Annotated in this window: 14 protein-coding genes, 1 tRNA gene and 1 pseudogene; 8 read left to right on the plus strand and 8 right to left on the minus strand. The window is 60.3% G+C overall.

The genetic code is table 11. The features are described 5' to 3' along the window. Nucleotides 1–23: 23 nt before the first annotated feature. The 4 genes from C1T17_RS11195 to C1T17_RS11210 all read right to left on the minus strand — a co-directional run bounded on the left by C1T17_RS11195 (nt 24) and on the right by C1T17_RS11210 (nt 8,189). The gene (locus tag C1T17_RS11195) at nt 24–2,492 is read right to left on the minus strand and encodes a glycoside hydrolase family 3 protein (protein WP_104953515.1); all 2,469 of its coding nucleotides are present in this window, start codon (nt 2,490–2,492) and stop codon (nt 24–26) included. Nucleotides 2,493–2,500: 8 nt separating this feature from the next. Beyond that, nucleotides 2,501–3,883 (minus strand): cation:proton antiporter, encoded by a 1,383-nt coding sequence (locus tag C1T17_RS11200; RefSeq protein WP_223262553.1) that lies wholly within the window; start codon nt 3,881–3,883, stop codon nt 2,501–2,503. A gap of 281 nt (nt 3,884–4,164) precedes the next feature. Next, nucleotides 4,165–5,724, minus strand: coding sequence for a tryptophan halogenase family protein (locus C1T17_RS11205; RefSeq protein WP_104953516.1), 1,560 nt, complete (start codon nt 5,722–5,724; stop codon nt 4,165–4,167). Nucleotides 5,725–5,735: 11 nt separating this feature from the next. Beyond that, nucleotides 5,736–8,189, minus strand: coding sequence for a TonB-dependent receptor (locus tag C1T17_RS11210; RefSeq protein WP_104953517.1), 2,454 nt, complete (start codon nt 8,187–8,189; stop codon nt 5,736–5,738). 143 nt (nt 8,190–8,332) lie between these two features. On the opposite strand from C1T17_RS11210, the gene C1T17_RS11215 reads away from it, so the two are divergent. Together C1T17_RS11215 and C1T17_RS11220 are read left to right on the plus strand one after the other, a co-directional pair. Beyond that, nucleotides 8,333–9,586 carry an MFS transporter gene (locus C1T17_RS11215; RefSeq protein WP_104953518.1) on the plus strand — a complete coding sequence of 418 codons (1,254 nt, stop codon included), beginning with the start codon at nt 8,333–8,335 and terminating at the stop codon, nt 9,584–9,586. Beyond that, complete coding sequence (locus C1T17_RS11220; RefSeq protein WP_104953519.1) at nt 9,583–10,626, plus strand: LacI family DNA-binding transcriptional regulator; 1,044 nt, start codon at nt 9,583–9,585, stop codon at nt 10,624–10,626. The genes C1T17_RS11215 and C1T17_RS11220 overlap by 4 nt, the downstream gene beginning before the upstream one ends. On the opposite strand, the gene C1T17_RS11225 is transcribed toward C1T17_RS11220, so the two are convergent. The 4 genes from C1T17_RS11225 to C1T17_RS11240 all read right to left on the minus strand — a co-directional run bounded on the left by C1T17_RS11225 (nt 10,619) and on the right by C1T17_RS11240 (nt 14,413). Continuing rightward, complete coding sequence (locus C1T17_RS11225) at nt 10,619–11,371, minus strand: 3'(2'),5'-bisphosphate nucleotidase CysQ (RefSeq protein WP_104955166.1); 753 nt, start codon at nt 11,369–11,371, stop codon at nt 10,619–10,621. The two genes, C1T17_RS11220 and C1T17_RS11225, sit on opposite strands and share 8 nt — an antisense overlap. A gap of 2 nt (nt 11,372–11,373) precedes the next feature. Then, the gene (gene cysN, locus C1T17_RS11230) at nt 11,374–13,287 is read right to left on the minus strand and encodes a sulfate adenylyltransferase subunit CysN (protein ID WP_411269234.1); all 1,914 of its coding nucleotides are present in this window, start codon (nt 13,285–13,287) and stop codon (nt 11,374–11,376) included. 8 nt (nt 13,288–13,295) lie between these two features. Further along, nucleotides 13,296–14,228, minus strand: coding sequence for a sulfate adenylyltransferase subunit CysD (gene cysD, locus C1T17_RS11235; RefSeq protein ID WP_262982745.1), 933 nt, complete (start codon nt 14,226–14,228; stop codon nt 13,296–13,298). A gap of 97 nt (nt 14,229–14,325) precedes the next feature. Beyond that, a tRNA-Ser gene (locus tag C1T17_RS11240) sits at nt 14,326–14,413 on the minus strand. A 227-nt stretch (nt 14,414–14,640) separates the two neighbouring features. Between C1T17_RS11240 and C1T17_RS11245 the strand changes: the two genes are divergently transcribed. The 6 genes and pseudogenes from C1T17_RS11245 (at nt 14,641) to metG (ending at nt 20,949) form a co-directional block, all read left to right on the plus strand. Beyond that, nucleotides 14,641–15,642 (plus strand): lytic transglycosylase domain-containing protein, encoded by a 1,002-nt coding sequence (locus C1T17_RS11245; RefSeq protein WP_411269235.1) that lies wholly within the window; start codon nt 14,641–14,643, stop codon nt 15,640–15,642. Beyond that, nucleotides 15,626–16,507, plus strand: coding sequence for a septal ring lytic transglycosylase RlpA family protein (locus tag C1T17_RS11250; RefSeq protein WP_223262556.1), 882 nt, complete (start codon nt 15,626–15,628; stop codon nt 16,505–16,507). Before C1T17_RS11245 ends, C1T17_RS11250 begins: the two co-directional genes overlap by 17 nt. A gap of 31 nt (nt 16,508–16,538) precedes the next feature. Further along, nucleotides 16,539–17,702: a D-alanyl-D-alanine carboxypeptidase family protein gene (locus C1T17_RS11255; RefSeq protein WP_104953522.1), complete on the plus strand. Its 1,164-nt coding sequence runs from the start codon at nt 16,539–16,541 to the stop codon at nt 17,700–17,702. After that, nucleotides 17,702–18,331, plus strand: a complete 630-nt coding sequence (gene tmk, locus C1T17_RS11260) for a dTMP kinase (protein WP_104953523.1) — start codon at nt 17,702–17,704, stop codon at nt 18,329–18,331. The genes C1T17_RS11255 and tmk overlap by 1 nt, the downstream gene beginning before the upstream one ends. Continuing rightward, nucleotides 18,328–19,308: an AAA family ATPase gene (locus C1T17_RS11265; RefSeq protein ID WP_104953524.1), complete on the plus strand. Its 981-nt coding sequence runs from the start codon at nt 18,328–18,330 to the stop codon at nt 19,306–19,308. Before tmk ends, C1T17_RS11265 begins: the two co-directional genes overlap by 4 nt. A 76-nt stretch (nt 19,309–19,384) precedes the next feature. Then, a pseudogene (gene metG / locus C1T17_RS11270) lies at nt 19,385–20,949 on the plus strand (methionine--tRNA ligase). Nucleotides 20,950–20,951 lie beyond the last annotated feature (2 nt).

The raw sequence follows: 20,951 nt of genomic DNA on the forward strand, positions 1-20,951 counted from the left end.
CAGCGGCTGAGGCAGCAAATGCCTTAGCCGCACTGGTTCATGGGCATACTCACATAATCCAACTTGACGTCCGAGATCGCGAGATCAAGCGCACCGTTCGCTTCGACAAAGAAGGGTGCGGTGATGGCGCGCATATCGGCACCCCTTGCGGCAAAACATTGCAGCGGGATTGCCAATCGCGACCATTGCCCCGGCTGTGCCGCGCCCAAAGCTTTGTCGATCGGGACAAAGCTCGTCTTGTCGTTGTTGGCAAGACCGACCTTCACCGTACCCGCTGGCTTCGCAGCCAGGCGATATTCGATAACCAGACTGATTTCGCCATTGCTCTCACGCGAAAGGTCAATCGCGCGGGGCGCGGTGATGGCAATATGGCCGCTGCCCTTGCCGCTCCAGACGAAGCGGCGCGCGTCTTCCTGCGCCCGGCGGTCTATACCCGATTGCATGACGGTTTGCGTCTCGAAGGCCCAGCCGGGCGGCGTTCTGCCCTGTCCGTAAAAGATGCCCGTCGTGGCCTCGGCCATGCCTGCGGGCCGGTTTTCGTCCAGGCGGCCAACCTTGCCTGGCGCTGCGTAGCTCAGACCATATCCGAACGCGAACAGCGGATCATAACCCGGATCGCGGCGATTAAGCACATACTGGTCGGGCCGCTTGGGCCAGGAAAAGCTGAGCTTCCCCTTGAAATCATGGTTCACTGAGCCATCCTGCTTTGTGAACAGCACGTCCGCGACGCCGCCGCCTTCGCTACCCGGCAGGAACGCCGCGACGAAGGCATCCGACGCGTTCATTTCCGCGTTCACCCATAACGGGCGGCCCGACAGGAATACGGCGACCACCGGGATGCCTGCCGCCTTTAGTGACTTGAGCATCGCAAGGTCGGCTTTGTCGCCGGGGCTGTATTCTAGATTGGGAACGTCGCCCTTGAATTCGGCGTAAGGCTTTTCGCCGAAGACGACGATGGCGGCGTCTGGCTTTTTCGTGAACTTGCCGTCTGGCGCGTAGCTGGCAGTGCCGCCCGATGCCTTAACCGTTTCCTCGATCCCCTTCCAGATCGACTGCGCATTCGGAAAGGCGCTGTTGGGCAGATCAGCGCCTTGCCAGGTTATCGACCAGCCGCCTGCCGGCTGGCTGATGCTGTCCGCTGCTGCTCCCGCGACAAGAATATTGGCGCTGGGCTTCAACGGCAGCACACCTTCGTTCTTCAGCAGAACCATCGATTCACGCACCGCCTGCCTCGCAAGCGCGCGATGAGCGGGGGAGGCGATGACATCGAACTTACCTGCCGCATCGCGGGACGAGGGGCGTCCACGATCGAACGTGCCTGAACGCAGCTTGACCCTTAAAATACGGCGCACCGCGTCATCCAGCCGAGCCGCCGAAATGACGCCGCTTTTCGCTTCATTCAGCGTGTTATCGTAAAGCTGCTTCCAGCCGGGACCGGAATACATGAACATGTCCAGCCCAGCATTGATCGCCTGCGGGCAGTCCTCGTTGGAGCAGCCCTTAACCTGACCATGACTGTTCCAGTCGCCGATCACGAAGCCATCGAAACCCATGCGATCCTTCAGTACATCCGTGAGCAAGCTCTTGTTGCCGCTCATCTTCTCGCCGTTCCAGCTTGAGAAGCTGGCCATGACCGATTGCGTACCGGCCTCGATAGCAGCCGGATAGCCGCCCAAATGCACGTCGCGCAGTACCTGTTCGGAAACGCGCGTGTCGCCCTGATCGCGACCGCCGGTGCCGCCGTCGCCGAGGAAGTGCTTGGTGGTGGCGATCAGGTGCGTGGGGCTTAGGAAATCGCGGGTGCCGACTTTGCCTTGCACGCCCTCGATCATTGCGCCCGCATAGTCGGCGGCGATCTGCGGCTCCTCCGAATAGCTCTCATAGGTGCGGCCCCAGCGGTCGTCCTGCACTACGGCCAATGTCGGCGCGAAGGTCCAGTCGAGCCCCGCTGCTGCGGTCTCCAGTGCCGTCGCTTCGCCGATCTTGCGGATCAGGTCGCGGTTGCGGGCGGCGCCCAAGCCGATATTGTGGGGGAAGAGCGTCGCGCCGACGATATTGTTGTTACCGTGGACGGAATCGGTGCCCCAGATGATCGGTATCTTGGGCGCTTTGTCAGCGCGAGCCATAGATGCATCATAGAACTCGTCGGCCAGCTTCAGCCATTTGGCGGGCGATGCATATTCATCGTCATAGGGGCCGGAATTACCGCCGTTCAGGACCGAGCCGATCTTGTAGGTGACGACATCGGCGGGCTTTATGGAGCCGATATCGACTTGAATGATCTGCCCAACCTTGTCCTCTATCGACATAGCCTTCAGCAAGGCGTCGATCCGCTTCTCCACTTTGGCATCCCGCTGCGGCTGTGCCTTCAAGGCGGGCCATAGCTCTGGATGCGCGACAGGCGAAAGTTCGGGCGCTTGCGCCACGACCGGGGCGGAGATCAGCATCGCGGCCATAGCGAACAGCGATGTGCGGGAAGAAAATTGGCTCATATCGTCTCCTAGGCCTGGCCTGCTTCGGCATCGGCTCGTCTGAGTGTGAAATTGGAGGTTGTGCGCAGGACGCGCAGGATGGGGCCGGTCATGACTGTCGTAACGACGGCCATCACGACAAGGATGGTGAACATCGACTTCGGCAGGAAGCCCAAATCGTAGCCAATGTTAAGAACGATCAGTTCCATCAGCGCCCGCGTATTCATCAAGGTGCCGAGCAACATGCTGTCGTGATGAGGCAAGCCATTTGCGCGACCAGCGAGATAGACCGGCACTATCTTTGCGACGATGGCAAGGACACAGACGATGGCGAGCCATTGCAGTTCGGTAGCGCTGGTTAACCCGAGGAGATCGGTGCGCAGGCCTGTGAAGGTGAAGAAAATCGGCAGGAAGAAGACAAGCACGAACTGCCCGACTTGATGGTGCCAGGCATCCACAAGCGCGCGATGCTTATGAAACAGCAGGCCAGCGGCAAAACCGCCGAAGATAGCGAAGATACCAAGGGAGTAAGTGCAAATTGCGAGCGCGAACATGATCGCCAGGAGGATCGCGATCAGGTTCGGCTGCAGCCTGCCATCTACTATGGGGAAGCGCGCAACCAGCCACTCTGCCAGAGGCACGCCGACAAAACGAAGCGCCGTCACGAACAGCAACAGCCCGCCGAGGTGGAGTAGCAGATACGCCCCGGACAACTGCGCGGTGGCAAACGCCGAAATGCAGGCGAGCAGCACCCACCCCACGACATCGTTTATCGCCGCAGCGGAAATAGCGATGATGCCGACATCGGTACGCATCATCCCATATTCGCTGAGGATGCGGCCCAGGATCGGTACGGCGGTGATCGCAACGGCTACGCCGCAGAACAAACTGTAGACAAGCGGGTCGATACCGGGCGCCAACGTCGCGGCGGACAGACGACCTATCGCCACGCCGATGGCCAGCGGCGCCAGGATCGATGTCGCGGCGACGAACAAGGTGGTGTTCCGCAGGCGCGGAACGCGGAGCCGCCCAAATTCGAATTCGCTGCCGATCTGAAACATCAGCAGGATGAGCCCGATCTGACTAAGGACGGTTATGGACGGCTCCGGCCGCGATCCGAAGAGCGTCAACGATGCTTGCGGGAACAGATGACCGAAAAGGGACGGGCCGAGGAGTAGCCCTGCAACGATCTCACCGACGACGCCGGGTTGACCTATTTTGCGAAACAGGCCGTGCATCAGCCGGGCAGCCCCGATCATGACGATCAACTGGAGGAGCACCGTGAAAAGGAGATGCTCGGTCTGATGGATCGAGGCCGTCATGCTGGCATCAGACGATGGTAGGGCCAGTGGCCAGTCGGGTGGCTTGGTCGCGAAAAGACTGAACACCAAGATCGGAGCATAAACGATCACAGGCAAGATCAGCGCTGCACGCAGGTTCGATACGCCCGATATTCACCCGGCGAGAGGCGGCAGGATCGCGCCGCCCAGAAGGGATCATGCTGACGGATGGCACAGGCTTGGCCAGCGGAGGGAAAGAGCCGTGAATGATCGTCACCTTTTCCTGCAACGTCATCACCGACACCAGATCGGCGGCACGCGCTTCGGCGGAAATCGTGCGATCTCAGGAGCCGGGGCGGCCAGGCATGTGCCGAGCAACATGCCGACAAGCAAAAGGTGAAACTTGGGTATTCTCATCGAGATTGCAGGCTCGCGATTGTTTTGTGAGAGGAGTCTGCATGAAACCGGTTCAGCAGCGCGCGATGATCGGGCAAATGAGCGACGGCCCCCGCAGAGGCGGCTTTCACTCGGGCGAACGCCTCACGTGCATCCGCTGCGCCGGGATAGCGCGCGGCACCCGCTGCCAGCTTGGTCTGGAATCCCATGCCGTAGAGGATGTAGTGATAGCTCGGAGGCAGGAACGTCTCCAAGTCGACGATAAAGTCGAAGCGCGACGGCGGCCTGCTGCGCCACTGCGCCAGCATGTCGCGCAAGGCTTCGGGGATCGTGGCCGGGTCGGCATTGTCCCGCCAGTAAGCCGTGTCCGTGCGGCGCGTGATGCAATAATGCAGTTTCAGGAAGTGGACGATCCGCTCGAACCGTCCCGCCATCGATCGGTTGAAGCTGCGCGCTGCGGCATCCAGCAGCGCGCGGTCGCCCGGTACAAGGAAATCCCCGATCATCCGCAGCGCGCTTTCGATCAGCATGATACCGGTGGATTCCAAAGGTTCGAAGAACCCGGCGGAGAGGCCGACCGCCACGCAATTTCCGATCCACTGCCGCTCCCGATAGCCGGTCGCGAAACGCAGTTGGCGCGGCGTCAGCGCATCGCCATCCTTGCCGACGTAGCGGCGCAAGGTCGCCTCCGCTTCATCGTCCGAACAATGGCGGCTCGAATAAACATAGCCTATGCCGCGCCGTTCGGTCAGGCCGATGTCCCACGTCCATCCTGCGTCATGCGCGGTCGCCAGCGTATAGGGCCGCACCGGCGTGTCAGGGCGGGCATAAGGCACCTGCATCGCCAGCGCGCGATCATTGAACAGCGTGTCGCCGCAAGACGTAAATTCTGCCCCCAGCGTCCGCCCGATCAACAGCGCGCCGAACCCGGAGCAATCGAGGAAAAAGTCGCCTTCGATCCTTTGCTCATCGATCAGCAGCAGTGCGGCGATATCGCCATTTCCCTGCCGCTCGACCGTTGCGACCGTGCCTTCCACACGCTGGACTCCGGCCGCCACGGAGATATCGCGAAGATAATCCGCAAATCGCGCCGCGTCGAAATGATAGGCGTAATTCATCGGTCCGGAGAAATCCGGATCATCCGGTCGCTTTGGTGCGCGGCCAGCGCGGATCACTTGCTCCTGCACAGTGACAGCATCGGCCCACGACGGGCGAGTTGGGTTTGTGTCAGCAATCCAGTGCGGCAGCAGCGCTTCATCCTCGCCGCCGATCGGCAGATTGAACGGATGAAAATAGCTGTCGCTTCCGTCCGCCCAGCCTTCGAACAGCACGCCTTGCTTGAAGGTGGCATTCGCGCGGACGAGAAATTCCGCCTCGCTGATGCCAAGATTGGCGAGCGTCGAGCGAATGGTGGGGAATGTGCCTTCCCCCACGCCGATGATGCCGATCTCGCTGGATTCGACCAGCGTGACATTGGACATCTTCAGTGTGCGAGAAAGATAGGCGGCGGCCAGCCATCCGGCCGTGCCGCCGCCCAGAATGACGGCTCGACCAGGGGAGGGAGTGTCGGTCGTCATCAACTTGTCCTTCAGAAGTTCGCGCGGGCGCGGACGCCCCAGGTGCGCGGGGGCTGAAGGTTCGACAGGAACACCGGCTCGTAACGCGGCGCGCCAAACGCGCCTGCACCAGTCCGGATCTTGTTGTTCTCGATATTCTGGACGAACGCCTCGACCGAATATTTCCCATCTGCCGGGGAGAAGCGGATGGACGCGTCCGACCGGAAGTAGGCCTTCTGGCGATCCCAATCCGTGCCATTGGTGCCACGGTTTGGCATATTATCTGCCGGAAGGTTGGCGCTCACGAACGGGTTGCTGTCGCCGTTGAAGTAACTGAGCCAGCTCTTCGTCTCATAATGCGTTGTGAAGCGCGGAGTGATCGTCGCTCCGCTGGCGAGTTCGAAGTCATGCTCGTAGCTGACCGTCGCGGAGAAGCGCGGCGCATGTGCCAACTCATTGCCCTTAAGCTGGGCGACCGAAGACGCCTTGCCGCCGTCATATAGCCGTCCGTCGACACTCTCCAAATCCTCCAGCTTGGTCTTCTGGATCGTGCCGGAGAATTGGAGGCGGTCATTGTCCGTCAGATTGGCGTTCAGCTCAGCCTCAAGGCCATAGGCTTTCGCACCCTCTGCATTCTGCGTGACGATCTGGCTGCGCACCACATTGCCAGCGGCATCGCGGAAGGTGACCGCCTGGTTGACCTGATAGCCCTTGAAGTCCGAATAATAGGCGGCGAGGTTTAAGGTCACGCGACGATCAAGGAACCGCGTTTTCAGACCCACTTCATAGTTGGTCAGCGTTTCCGGGTCGGTGAGACCAGCGTTATCCTGAATGTTGCCCGACTTGAACCCAGTCGAGAGACTTGCATAAGCCAGGGTGCCCGGAGCAACGTCCGCATCGACGCGGGCGAGGTAGGTCAGCTTGTCCCACTTGCCCTTGACGTCGTTGTTCGAGATGCCGAAGCCGGGGAGGAGCGTTACGAGTTCTGCCGCTGTCGCGTCGGGGAATGCGCCGAAGATGCCGCCCTGGCATATGCCGCCGGGTGCCGACTGCGCAGGCGTGCAACCAGCTCCGCTGAACGTCACGTTGCGACCGCCGATGTCTTCTTTCTTATCCTTCGTATAGCGCAAGCCCCCCGTCAGGCGGAGCCAGTCGGTCGCGTGCCATACGGCCTGACCGAACACAGCGCGTGAGTCGATCTGGCGGTTGGCCTGAATGAAGCTGCCCGCCCAGCTGAACGTGCCATCGCGATAGCCGTTGCGCTGATCGATATCGAAGCGGATTTTGTTCTTCTCGTGGCTGTAATAGGCGCCCAAGATCCAATCGATTGCGTTGTCGCCAGTCGACTTCAACTGAACTTCATGGCTCTGGAAGTCATAGCGCGACGAGAGGGTACGGTTCTCGTTGAATGCGCCCAAGGGAAGGTCGTTGCCGTCCGCATCGACTTGGCCCGTGGGGGGCAGGGCACCCGCGTCGGCATCGGTGCGCGTGCTGCCGCCGATCCGCGACCAGCCAGCGATGTAGCTCAACTGAATGCCATCGGTGATGTCGTAATTCATCGCGCTGCGAACGGCGACCGAGTAGCGGTCGGTGTCCGGCGCGGTATCGCTCAGCGTCGACCAGCGCTTTGTGCCTGGGCGCGGCGCCTGCAACAGGCCGATTACCGGAGCGCCATTGTCGAGGAAGCCTTCCGCCGAAAGATCCCAGCTAAAGCGATCACTTGGCTTCCACAGCATGCTGACGCGGCCGGACTGCTGGTCGGCGGCATAGTATTTCTTACCGGTGGTGACGAACGCCGACTTGTTGATACCTGGGATATTCGGTGCCGGCTGGAAGTCGGCATAGCCATCATGACGATCGCTGACGAAGGCGACGCGGAAGGCCAGCGTGTCGGTGACGGGGATGTTGATCGCCCCGCGAACGCCGAAGCGATCATAGTTACCGGCGGTGAGTTCGACATTGCCGTCGAACACGCCGAGCTTGGGCTTTGCAGAGATCAGGCTAAGCGCACCCACGGTAGCGTTGCGGCCGAACAGCGTACCCTGCGGACCGCGTAGCACTTCAACGCGCTCCATGTCGTACATCAGCACCGAAGCACCCTGCGAGCGCGGCGAATAGATGCCATCGATATAGATGGCGACTTCGGGGTCGGCGACTTCGGTATAGGCGCTGTCGTTGCCGATGCCGCGCAACGTCAAGAGGACTGCCGACTGATCGCCCTGCTGATTGAACTGGAGGGAGGGCACGAAACGGGCGAGATCGGTAACGTCCTTCACCTGCTGCCGATCAAGCGTTTCCTGGCTGAACGCGGAAACAGCGATAGGCGTCGATTGCAGGCTGGTCTCGCGGCGCGTTGCCGTGACGATGATATCGCCACTATCGTTGTTGGACGCAGCCTGCGGAGCAGTTTCCTGCGCCTTGGCGATAGAAACAGAAAATAAGCAAGCCGCGAGCGCCGTGCTCGCGACGAGTGCTTGCCTCGTCATAGTCATCCTCCCAAAAGGAATTGTGTTGTGATGCCTTAAAACGACTTTATGACATCGATGTCAACTGATCTTTGACATCGATGTCATACTATGTTTCTGATGCCGTTCCCTTAGCCTTCATTACGGCATATAGACCGTTTGCAATGTCCGTGGTCACGCTCCCCAAAGAAACTCAAAGGTCATCCGACGCTACGGAATTCGTTGCAAAACGGCTGTTCTGGCTCTCCATTGGGGTGTTCTTCATTGGTGGCTTCTTAAGTGCGAGCGTCAGTTTGCTGGTGCCGCAACTGAAGCTGCTGTTGGTGCTCGACTACAAGGGTGCGCTGCTCATTCAAATTGCCTTTCACAGCAGTTATTTACTGTTCGCATTACCCGCAGCCGTGGCAGTCGTACGCATCGGCTATATGCGTGCCATCTTCATGGGCCTTGCCGTTATGGCCGCAGGGTGCCTTGCGCTGGCTGTTGCCCAGGGGCTGCGCGACTTCGTGCTGGTGCTCGGATCGCTTTTGTTGCTTTCCGGCGGCCAGACCATATTGCAGATTGCGGCCAATACGGTGGTCACGGTTATCGGGCCTTCGCGCGGTTCGGCCGCCCGCCTGACCTTGCTCCAGGGGTTTAACTCGCTCGGTACGGTATTGGGGCCGTTGCTCACTGCACCATATCTATTGGCAAATTTGTCTCCGGGAGACACCGTCGCTGTGACCGCCTCGCTGCCGTTCGTGGCTTCGGGTGCGATCCTCTCTGTGCTTTCGATAGTTTATTTCAGCCACCGAACCCTGCTGCCGAACAAGAGGGAAATGCCGCCCGTATCCTGGACGAAGGGAATGACGAGCGTTCTGCGCGACCGGCGCCTGATTTGGGGGATTTTCGCGATCTTCGTCTACGTAGGTGCGGAGGTGACGATCGGAACGCTACTGACCAACGTCCTCATGCTGCCGGAAAGGCTCGGCGTCGAGCCCGTCACGGCCGGGCGGCTGGTCAGCCTTTACTGGGCCGGCGCAATGCTGGGCCGATTTGCCGGCGCGTGGGCTATGACGCGTATTTCGGAAGCGCGCCTGCTGCTTTTCGCAGCGCTGATGGCGCTGGCGCTGACTGTCGCTGCGGTGCTGCTGTCGGGCTTGGCGGGATCTGCTGCGCTTATCGCAGTCGGGATGTGCAATGCCATCATGTACCCGACGATCTACGCGTTAGCGATGCCGCAGGACAGCCGCATGGCGCCGCTTGCCTCTATGTGGCTATGCATGGCGGTAGTCGGCGGCGCTATCATCCCTATGCTGACGGGCGCCGTCGCTGATGCGGCAGGCTTGTTGCTCGCCCTCTTGCTGCCCGCCATCTGCTACGCCGGTATCGCGCTGTTCGCCGCGATGTGCATGACACCTAAGGAAACTGCCGCATGAAGGTCGTGACGATCAAGGATGTAGCCGCGCAGGCTGGCGTCTCGCCAAAGACGGTTTCGCGAGTCATCAATGGGGAAGCGCATGTCCGTCCGGAAGTCCGCGAGGTCGTGGAGAGGGTCGTGGCGGAACTCGACTACAGGCCCAACGCCTTTGCGCGCAGTCTGTCCAGTTCGCGCTCTTATCTGCTCGGTCTGTTCATCGATGATCCGGTGTCAGGCTACGCCGCCGACGTGCAGCACGGCGCACTATTGCGCTGTCGCGAACGCAGCTATCATCTCGTTATCGAGCCGGTGGACCTCAACGGAACGCACTGGGCGGATCAGGTACGAAGCAGCATTGCGGCCCTGCGACTGGACGGTGCGATCATAGCGCCACCCATCTGCGACGAAGCCGCACTTACAGACATATTCTTCGAGGCGAGCCTTCCGCTCGTGCTGGTCGCGCCAAGCGTCGCCTCGGCCGCCACCGGCACGGTACGGATGGACGACCGCGGCGCGGCGCGGGAGATGACTGATTATCTGATCGGGCTTGGCCATAAACACATCGGGTTCGTGCAGGGGCCTTCGACACACAGCGCGTCCGCGCGGCGGGAAGAAGGGTTTCGCGAGGCAATGGCCGGTGCCGGGATCACGGTGGACGAAAGCGTGGTCATGCGGGGCGACTTCAGTTTCCGATCAGGTCTGGAACTGGGCGAGCGCATATTGCAAGTGGATGTGCGTCCCACCGCGATTTTCGCCGCCAATGACGACATGGCGCTTGGCGTTCTAATCACCGCGATGAAGCTGGGCATCTTCGTGCCGGAGGCGCTGTCGATCTGCGGCTTCGACGATGCGGCATCCTCGCGTGCTGCCTGGCCGCAGTTGACGACTATTCGCCAGCCGAAGGCCGAGATGGCCGCCGCAGCGGTTGATATACTGGTCAATCCCCATTTCCGCCAGGATAGCGACAACGCCAAGTCTCACTTGACACTTGCGCATGAGATGATCGTCCGTGGAAGCACCGGGCCAGTGGCTGAGGCAGGTGTAATCGGCTTTAGTTGACCATTTTCCCGGCAAGTTCGCGCACGAGGTTTAGTACCTTGTCCGCGACATCCTTCCTGCATATCAGCAGGTCTGGCATGTAGACGTCCGGCTGGTTGTAAAGGAGCGGCGTGCCATCGACGCGCGATACATGAAGGCCGTAAGCCAGAGCGACGGCGGCGGGGGCGCAGCTATCCCATTCATATTGCCCGCCGGTGTGGAGGTAAATGTCCGCCTCGCCACGAACAACGGCCATTGCCTTTGCGCCTGCCGATCCCATGGGGATCAGTTCCGCGCCTAGTTTCTCCGCTACTGCCAGCGCCTCTGCGGCGGGGCGCGTGCGGGAAACCACCATGCGCAGAGTGTCTGGGGCGGGGGGCACAGCGTTGACTTGGTCGCTTCGCAGGACAATGCCGCCCTCCAGTCCCGGCAGCGCTACGGCGCCAGTCACCGGCACGCCGTCGATGGCCAGCGCCACATGCACGGCCCAATCGGCACGCGCCTCGCCATATTCCCGCGTGCCGTCGACCGGATCGATTATCCACACCCGCGACTTGGAAAGCCGCGTGCCGTCGCACTTCATCTCCTCGGACAGCAGCCCGTCGTCCGGCCGCGATTCTCGAATCGCCGCGACCAGAAACTGATTGGCAGTCTGGTCGCCCGCCTTGCCCAGTGCCTTTGGGCTGAATACACCTGACGCGCGCACTTCGAGCAGTATGCGTCCGGCGGTCTCCGCCAGATGGGCGGCAAGCTCGGCATCGGTCATGCTCATGGGATAAGCCTTGCAACGATGGCATCAGCCGCTTGCTCTGCCGTCATGGCGCTAGTGTCGATACGAATCTCGGGATCTTCGGGCGCTTCATAAGGACTGTCGATGCCGGTGAAGTTCTTGAGGCTGCCCTCGCGCGCCTTTTTGTAGAGGCCCTTGACGTCGCGCTTCTCTGCCTCGGCAAGGCTGGTGTCGATGTGGACCTCGATGAACTCCCCGGGCTGCATCATCTGACGCACCATTTCACGCTCGGCGCGGAAGGGCGAGATGAAGGCGGTGATGACAATCAGCCCAGCGTCGGTCATCAGTTTGGCGACTTCGCCGACGCGACGGATGTTCTCCACCCGGCCGGCATCGGTAAAACCCAGATCCTTGTTAAGGCCGTGCCGCACATTGTCGCCATCGAGCAGGAAGGTGTGGCGGTTCATCCGCGCCAGCTTCTTCTCGACAAGGTTCGCGATGGTGGATTTGCCTGCCCCCGACAGGCCCGTCAGCCACAGTACGGCGGGCTTCTGGTTCTTGAGCGCCGCGTGATGCTCGCGCGTCACGTCGGTCGCCTGCCAGTGCACATTGTCCGCGCGGCGCAGCGAGAAGTGGATCATTCCCGCCGCAACTGTGGCGTTGCTCATCTTGTCGATCAGGATGAATCCACCAAGATCGCGATTGTCGGCATAGGGCTCGAAGGGGATTGCCCGGTCGGTAGAGAGATTGGCGACGCCGATTGCGTTCAACTCCAGCGTCTTGGCCGCCAGATGCTCCATCGTGTTGACGTTGACTTGATATTTCGGCTGCTGGATGGTGGCAGTGACCATCTGCGTACCGATCTTCAGCCAGTAAGGTCGTCCCGGCAGCATTTCCGCTTCGTCCATCCACACGATCGTCGCCTCGAACTGGTCGGCGACCTGCGGCGGGCTGTCGGCGGCGGCAATCACGTCGCCGCGGCTGCAATCGATCTCGTCGGCGAAGGTGAGCGTGACTGACTGGCCCGCCACGGCCTGGTCCAGATTTCCGCCAAAGGTGACTATGTTCTTGACGGTCGAAGTCTTGCCCGATGGCAGCACTCGCACCGCATCACCTGGCCGAATCGATCCGCTGGCGATCAGCCCCGAAAAACCGCGAAAGTCGAGGTTCGGACGATTAACCCATTGCACAGCCATGCGAAAAGGCTTCTGCGCATCGCTGGTGACATCGACTTCGACGCTCTCCAGATGCTGCATCAGTGCCGGTCCAGTATACCACGGCATGTTGGGGGAGGGGGTGGTGATGTTGTCGCCCTTGAACCCTGAGATCGGCATCGCCGTGAAGGCGCTGATGCCGATCGACTGCGCAAAGCTTGTGTAGTCGGCAAGGATCGCCTCGTACGTGGCCTGATCGTAGTCGACCAGATCCATCTTGTTGACGGCAAGGACGATGTTCCGAATGCCGATCAGATGCGCCAGAAAGCTGTGCCGCTTGGTCTGCGTCAGCACGCCTTTGCGCGCGTCGATCAGGATGACGGCGAGGTCGGCCGTGGATGCGCCTGTCACCATATTGCGCGTATATTGCTCGTGCCCCGGCGTGTCGGCGACGATGAATTTGCGCTTTTCTGTCGCGAAGAAGCGATAGGCGACATCGATGGTGATACCTTGCTCGCGCTCGGCGGCGAGACCGTCAACCAGCAGCGCGAAGTCGATCTCCTGACCCTGCGTGCCGACGCGTTTGCTGTCTGCCTGAAGCGCCTCCAGTTGATCCTCGAAGATCATCTTGCTGTCGTACAGCAGCCTGCCGATCAGCGTCGATTTTCCGTCGTCCACCGACCCGCAGGTGATGAAGCGTAGCATCGTTTTGTGCTGGTGCACGTCGAGATAGGCGTCGATGTCCTGCGCGATTAATGCGTCAACTTCATAAACAGGTTCGGGCGCTTCGGTGACCATATCGTTCATCAGAAATACCCCTCCTGCTTTTTCTTCTCCATGCCCGCGCCGCCGGAATCCTTGTCGATGGCGCGCCCCTGCCTTTCCGATGTCGTCGTCAACAGCATCTCCTGAATGACTTCCGGTAACGTCTTGGCATCGCTCTCCACGGCGCCGGTCAGCGGATAACAGCCGAGCGTGCGGAAGCGGATCGATCGCTCTACCGGCACTTCGCCGGGAGCAAGTGGGAAGCGATCGTCATCGACCATCAGCAACATGCCGTCCCGCTCGACAGTCGGACGGGGCGCGGAGAAATAGAGCGGCACGATCTCAATGCCCTCCAAATGGATATACTGCCAGATATCCAACTCGGTCCAATTGGAGATCGGGAACACCCGCATACTCTCGCCCTTGGCCTTGCGCGCGTTGTAGAGGTGCCAGAGTTCCGGCCGTTGCGCCTTGGGATCCCAGCGATGCGATGCCGTGCGGAAAGAGAAGATGCGCTCCTTGGCGCGAGACTTCTCCTCGTCGCGCCGAGCGCCGCCAAATGCTGCATCAAAGCCGTACTTATCAAGCGCCTGCTTCAACCCTTCGGTCTTCCACATGTCGGTATGCAGCGCGCCGTGATCGAACGGGTTGATCCCGCGTTCCAGCGCTTCGGGGTTTTGATAGACTAACAACTCCATCCCCGCGTCGCGCGCGGCCTTCTCGCGCAGCGCATACATGTCGCGAAACTTCCACGTGGTATCGACATGCAGCAGCGGGAAGGGTGGGGGCGAGGGGTAGAAGGCCTTCTTCGCCAGATGCAGCATCACGGCGCTGTCCTTGCCCACGCTGTACAGCATCACCGGGCGGTCCGCTTCCGCGACGACCTCCCGCAAGATGTGGATACTCTCCGCCTCGAGACGCTCAAGATGCGTCAACTTCCTCGTCATTTCATGGGCCTTTCCCGCCGTACGCAGCGCGATATGACCAAACTCAGGACTTTGAGCCACATGGTTTTACTAGGGTAGGTATTGCTACTGCTTTCAAGGGTGCAGCGTAGGGCACTCAAACGATTGGCGGAAGGGGTGGGATTCGAACCCACGGATGCTTGCACATCGGCGGTTTTCAAGACCGCTGCAATCGACCACTCTGCCACCCTTCCGGCATAGGCTTCCGAACCATTGTCCTGAAGCCTATCGGTAACCCGTCGACTTCGCGCTAAATATCGACCCTTCCGGCAAATCCAAGCCAAATCTTTCAATGAGTGGATCAAGGGTCGTAAATAAGGGATTCACGCTTGTCGCATACTGTGCGACAAAGGCGTTCAGCGACAAGGGGATGTCCATGATACGATCCGCCATTCTCGCCGCAGCGCTCATAACGAGCGCGATGTGGCCGGAAATAGCCATCGCGCCGCCCGCTTCGGCGCAGACTGACACGGGTTTCCAGTCCTATCTGGAGACTTTGCGCCCCAAGGCTCGCGCTATGGGCATCAGCGATGCCACAATGGGCAACGTCTTTCCCACTCTCACGCCTAACCCCCGTGTAGTTGAACTGGACCAAGCTCAGCCCGGCGGCCTTCCCGGTTCTGGCACCTCTATTCCTGCCTTCGAGCCTTATCGCCGTCAGCATGTCGACGCCGCGAGGATCAATCGGGGCAGGATTGCCTATCAGAACAATCGTGGTCGGCTTTCTCGAATCGAACAGCAAACCGGTGTGCCCGAGGCGATCATGGTCGCGATCTACGGGCATGAAACGAACTATGGCTCCTATACAGGCGACTTCGATCTGCTGCGCTCGCTCGCGACCCTAGCCTATGAGGGGCGCCGACGGAGTCTGTTCGAGCCGGAATTTCTCGCCACGCTCAAGATGCTGGATAATGGCGTTCCACGCTCGCAACTTGTTGGAAGTTGGGCCGGGGCAACTGGCTATCCCCAGTTCCTTCCATCCGTCTACTTGCGCGTGGCGAAGGATGGCGACGGCGACGGCCGCGCGAACATCTGGTCCAGCGAAGCCGATGCCCTTGCTTCGATCGCCAACTACTTCGTGGATGCAGGATGGCGGAAAGGGACGCCATGGGGAGTCGCGGCCTCTGTCCCAGCGGATTTCGACCGCGCCAGTATTACGAACCGCACCAACGCGCCACGCTGTCCGCGTGTCATGGAGCGCCATAGCCGCTGGCTCACAATGGCCGAGTGGCGCAGGCGCGGCGTAATCGCGCAAGGTCCGGCCATGCTTGCTGACAGCGAGTTGGCAACGTTGATCGAACCTGATGGCCCTGGCCGCACAGCGTACCTCCTGACCGGTAATTATCGGGTGATCCTCGATTACAACTGCTCGAACTTCTATGCGCTGTCCGTCGGATTGCTTGCGGATGCTGTCGCGGGTTAGGCTCTTCATCACAAGCGCGGCGCTGATGGTGATGCTCGGTTCCTGCGGCATGATCGATGGTCAGCGCGACGGTAGGTTCCGGGCCGGATCGCCTGGACGGACTGGCTCGCAAGTCGCCGATCTGCCGGTCAAGATCGGCGCGCCGTACACGATAGCTGGCGTGACCTACACGCCGTCAGATGTTCGCAATTATCAGGCGGTCGGCCTTGCCAGTTGGTATGGCGAGGAATTGAATGGCAACCGCACAGCCAATGGTGAGAGGTTCGAACCCTCTGCCATCAGCGCCGCCCATCGCACCCTGCCGCTGCCAAGCTACGTCGAAGTCACGGCTCTCTCGACCGGCAGAACGATATTGCTGCGTATCAACGACCGTGGGCCGTTCACGCAGGCGCGTGAAATCGATTTGTCCCGCGGCGCTGCCGAGCAATTGGGCATATTAGGCGGAGGCGCAACAGCCGTCCGTGTCCGACGGGTCGATCCGCCGGAGGCCGAGCGCGCGGTGCTGAGATCGGGCAGGCGTGTGGCGGAGAGGCCAAGTGTGCGAGGGGTTGAACTCGCGGCCATGCAGGAATCCGCTGGATTACCTGCCATCGCGCCACGTGTTTGGGCCGCTCCGCAAACGCTGCCTGCCAAAGGCTTCTATACGGTGCAGATCGCGTCTTTTGCGGCGAAAGATCGGGCGGAAGCACTGGCCGAACGTATCGGTGCGAAGGCCATCCTGACCGGATCGCTGTGGCGTGTCGGCTATGGTCCCTATACCACAGCGGCGGATGCGCGCGCTGGTGTCACCTATGCCGCATCGAAGGGGTTCCGCGACGCCGTCATTATAGCTAATGACGAGAGGCCAACCGCGTCACCGCGTTGAATCGGCGGATCAGATTGTGTCGAGAGTATAGATGAAAAAGAGCTTTGCCGTCGCCTTGTTTCTCCCGCTTCTGGCGCAGCCACTTGCCGCTGAAGCGCCACCCTATACGAGCGCGGCGAAGATCGCGTTCATGAAGGATCTGTCCTCTGGCGCGATCCTCTATGACAAGGGCGGGGATCAGCGGATGCCGCCCGCCTCGCTCGCCAAGATGATGACTGCGCACGTTGCCTTTCGCCTGATCCAGCAGGGCCAATTGAAGCTCGACACGAAGTTCACTGTCCGCCCAGAGACATGGAAGAAATGGCATGGGCCGGAAGCGGGATCGACGATGTTCCTTTCTGTCGGCGAACAGGTGTCAGTCGAGAACCTGCTCCACGGGATCGTAACATTGTCGGGCAATGACGCCTGCGTCGTGCTGGCGGAGGGCATTGCGGGGACCGAGGACGCCTTTGTTGCTTTGATGAATCAGGAGGCCAAGCGCATGGGCCTCACCAACAGCCATTTCGGTAACAGCAACGGTTGGCCCGATGAGGGCGTGACTTATGTCACTGCGCGCGACTTAGCCCGATTGGCGGAAGGCACCATCCAGGAGACGCCCGACCTCTATAAGAGATTTTACGCCACCACGTCCTTCACCTGGGGCAAGACCATGGGCGGCAACCAGATCACGCAGGCCAACCGCAACCCCATTCTGGGCCGTATACCAGGCGCAGACGGGTTGAAGACAGGGCACACCGAAGAAGCTGGCTACGGCTTCACCGGTTCCGCCGATCAGGGCGGTCGTCGTCTGGTCATGGTGGTCGCGGGTTTGGACAGCTTCAATGCCCGGATTGAAGAATCGGTCCGCTTCATGGATTGGGGTTTTCGCGCGTGGAAAGCGCAGCCGCTGTTCAAGAAAGATGCGTTGGTCGAAACTGCCGATGTCCAGTTGGGCAGCGCGCGGACGGTAGGCCTCGTCGCGCCTCGCAATCTTGCCGTCACCATGCCGCGCACCGCGTCTAGCAACATTCAGGTGAAGGTCGTCTATAACGGCCCCATCAAGGCGCCGATCGCCAAGGGGCAGGAAATTGCTCAACTGGTCGTGACGACGCCGGACACCGGTGCACAGACGATGCCGCTCGTCGCCGCTGAAGCCGTTACCGAAGCAGGGATTTTTGGTCGGTTCTGGAATGGCCTGACGTCGTTCTTCGGATAATGCAGCCGGGTCGCTTTGTCAGTTTGGAGGGCGGAGAGGGCGCGGGGAAGTCGACGCAAGTCAAGGCGCTGGCGCAAGCTTTGCGGAACCGAGGCGTTGTCGTTGTCGAAACACGTGAGCCGGGTGGAAGTGCCGGTGCTGAAGCCATTCGGGACTTGCTACTGAAAGGCGACGCGGATCGCTGGACGCCCCGCGCCGAGGCCTTGCTGTTCGCTGCCGCTCGCTCGGATCACGTGTCCCGCGTCATCCGCCCGGCGATCGGTCGCGGGGAATGGGTCATTGCCGACCGTTTTCTGGACAGTAGCCGCGCCTATCAAGGGGGCAGCAACGGGCTTGTGGACGAAGACATACTTTCGCTGCACCGCATCGGCAGCGAGGGCTTTCTGCCCGACCGCACTCTCATCCTAGCGGTGTCGGAGGATGTTGCGGAGGCGCGCGCATCGGCCCGAGATACGGATGGTCCCGACAGAATTGGCGGAAGAAGCCAGGAATATCATCGTCTTGTGGCTAATTCCTTCAAGCGCTTTGCAGGCCAGGAACCCGAACGTTTCCGCGTGGTGGATGCCAGCGGTAGCGCAGATGCTGTGACGGCCAATTTGCTAGAGGCATTGGCGGATATGCTGCCATGACGTCACTTATCGGCCATGATCTTCAAGCTCGCACACTGCTTGATGCTGCGCGGGGGGGGCGGATGCATCATGGCTGGATTCTTGCCGGACCGCGGGGGGTGGGCAAAGCCAGCTTCGCTCGTATGGCAGCGCGCCGCCTGCTTGCAGAAGCGGCAGGCACGGTGCAGACCGGCGACACTCTCGACTTGCCTCTTGATAATCCGAATGGTCGGCTATTCGACGCAGGAACTCATCCCGACTATGCCGAACTCACACGGTTGGAAAAAGACAATGGTGATCTGGCCCGTAACATAAGCGTGGATCAGGTGCGCGGTCTCCAGCGGCTGCTTGGCTCAGTGCCGTCGCTTTCGAACCGCCGGATTATTGTGATCGACAGTGCCGACGACATGGAACGTGGCGCAGCCAACGCGTTGCTTAAGAATCTTGAGGAGCCGCCGGCCGGCACTGTTTTTCTGCTTGTTGCCCATGCGCCTGCGCGCCTGCTGCCGACGATCCGGTCGCGTTGTCGCGTCTTGCGTTTCGCCTCCTTGGACCATGAGGCATTGCAGGTCATTCTGCGCCGTCACCTTCCGAACGTGACAGCCGACGAATTAGACGCGCTGGTAAGGGCAGGGGAGGGATCACCCGGTAGGGCACTTGGCTATGCGGGACTCGAACTGGGGCAGATCGAACATGCGCTGGCGGCCATCGCAGCCGATGGCGATCCCACCAACAAGAGGCGGCTTGCTTTAGCCAAGCAACTTGGCGGCAAGGCCGCTCGCCCTCGCTATGAAGCATTTCTCGAACGAGTTCCGGCCTTTCTCGCGTCGGCTGCCCGTTTACAGCAGGGCCACGCCCTTAAAGTCACACTGACAGGGTGGGAGCAGGCGAAGCAGCTCGCGTCGGGTGCCGTTATCCTCTCGCTTGATCCGGCAAGCGTCGTATTCGAGCTATGTTCGTATGTCGCAGTTCTTGCGCAGGAACGCCGCGCCGCCTGACTTGGCCAAATCGGCCTTTGCGCGGTGCAGGGTCAGTCGTTAGAGAGGCCCAATACACGCCTGTTGAAGCGAGCTTATGTCCAAACCTTTTACCATCACGACGGCAATAAGTTACCCTAACGGCCGGCCCCATATCGGCCATGCCTATGAGGCGGTTGCGACCGACGCAATCGCCCGCTTCCAGCGCATGATGGGCCGCGATGTCTTCTTTCAGACCGGCACCGACGAACATGGCCTGAAGATGGATCAGGCGGCTCGCAGTCGCGGCATCACGCCGCGCGCTCTTGCAGATGAAATGGCATCCTATTTCAAGCAGATGGATGACTCTCTCAACGTCAGTTATGATCGTTTCATTCGCACCAGTGAACCGGCGCATCATGCCGCCAGCCAAGCCATTTGGAAAGCCATGGAAGCCAGCGGCGACCTTTATCTGGGTCGGTATGAAGGCTGGTATTCCGTACGGGATGAAGCGTTCTACGACGAAAAGGAACTGACTGACGGGGAAGGGGGGAGAAGCTTTCTCCTCAAGGCACGCCCGTGGAATGGACCGTTGAGGAGAGTTGGTTCTTCAAGCTGTCCAAATATCAGCAGCCGCTTCTGGACCTGTACACGAAAAACCTGGATTTCATCCGCCCCGAAAGCCGCCGCAATGAAGTCATGCGTTTCGTGGAAGGCGGGCTGGCGGACCTAAGCATATCGCGCACGAGTTTCGACTGGGGCGTGAAAGTGCCGGGATCGGAAGGGCACGTGATGTACGTGTGGGTCGATGCCTTGACGAACTATCTCACTGGTTGCGGCTATCCCGATGATATGGAGCGCATGGCGCAATACTGGACCGATGGCGGTGATATGATCCATATTATCGGCAAAGATATTGTGCGTTTTCATGCTGTTTACTGGCCAGCATTCTTGATGAGTGCGAAGTTGCCTCTGCCTAGCCAAGTGTTCGGTCATGGCTTCCTGCTGAATCGCGGCGAGAAGATGTCCAAGTCTGTAGGCAATGTCGCAGATCCGCTGGAACTTGCGGATCGATTTGGCGTCGATCAATTGCGCTACTTTCTGCTCTCGGAAGTGACCTTTGGCAACGACGGCAGTTACAGCGCCGAAGCAATTGTCCAGAGAGCGAATAGCGATCTGGCGAACAGCTTCGGCAACCTGGCCCAGCGCACATTGAGCTTCATAGCCAAGAACCTTGAAGGCAAGCTGCCCGACATTGGCGACGCGACTGATGCGGATGCGGAGTTGCGGCGATTGGTCGTCGTGGCATCTGAAGATTTTCAGAACATGATGGCTGATCTCGCGCCTTCGCACGCAATCGAAACCTGGATGAAGGCTGTATTCGCCTGCAACCAGTATATCGACGCGCAGGCGCCGTGGGCGTTGCGGAAGACCGATCCGGTGAGAATGTCGGAAGTACTTGCTGTCTTGTACGAGGCGATCGGAAATCTCGCCATCATGATTGCGCCCGTGATTCCGACCTCTTCCAATGCGCTGCTCGATCAAATGGGCGTAGCGCCAGACGCTCGCACTTATGCGAACATTGGCGCATCGTGGTATCCGGCTCTAATGGCGAGCGGATTTACGCTTTCCGCTCCGAAACCTCTATTTCCTCGCCTGGAGCTAACGGAGGCAGAAGGCTGACG

The organism is Sphingobium sp. SCG-1, assembly GCF_002953135.1.
Lineage (GTDB): Bacteria > Pseudomonadota > Alphaproteobacteria > Sphingomonadales > Sphingomonadaceae > Sphingobium.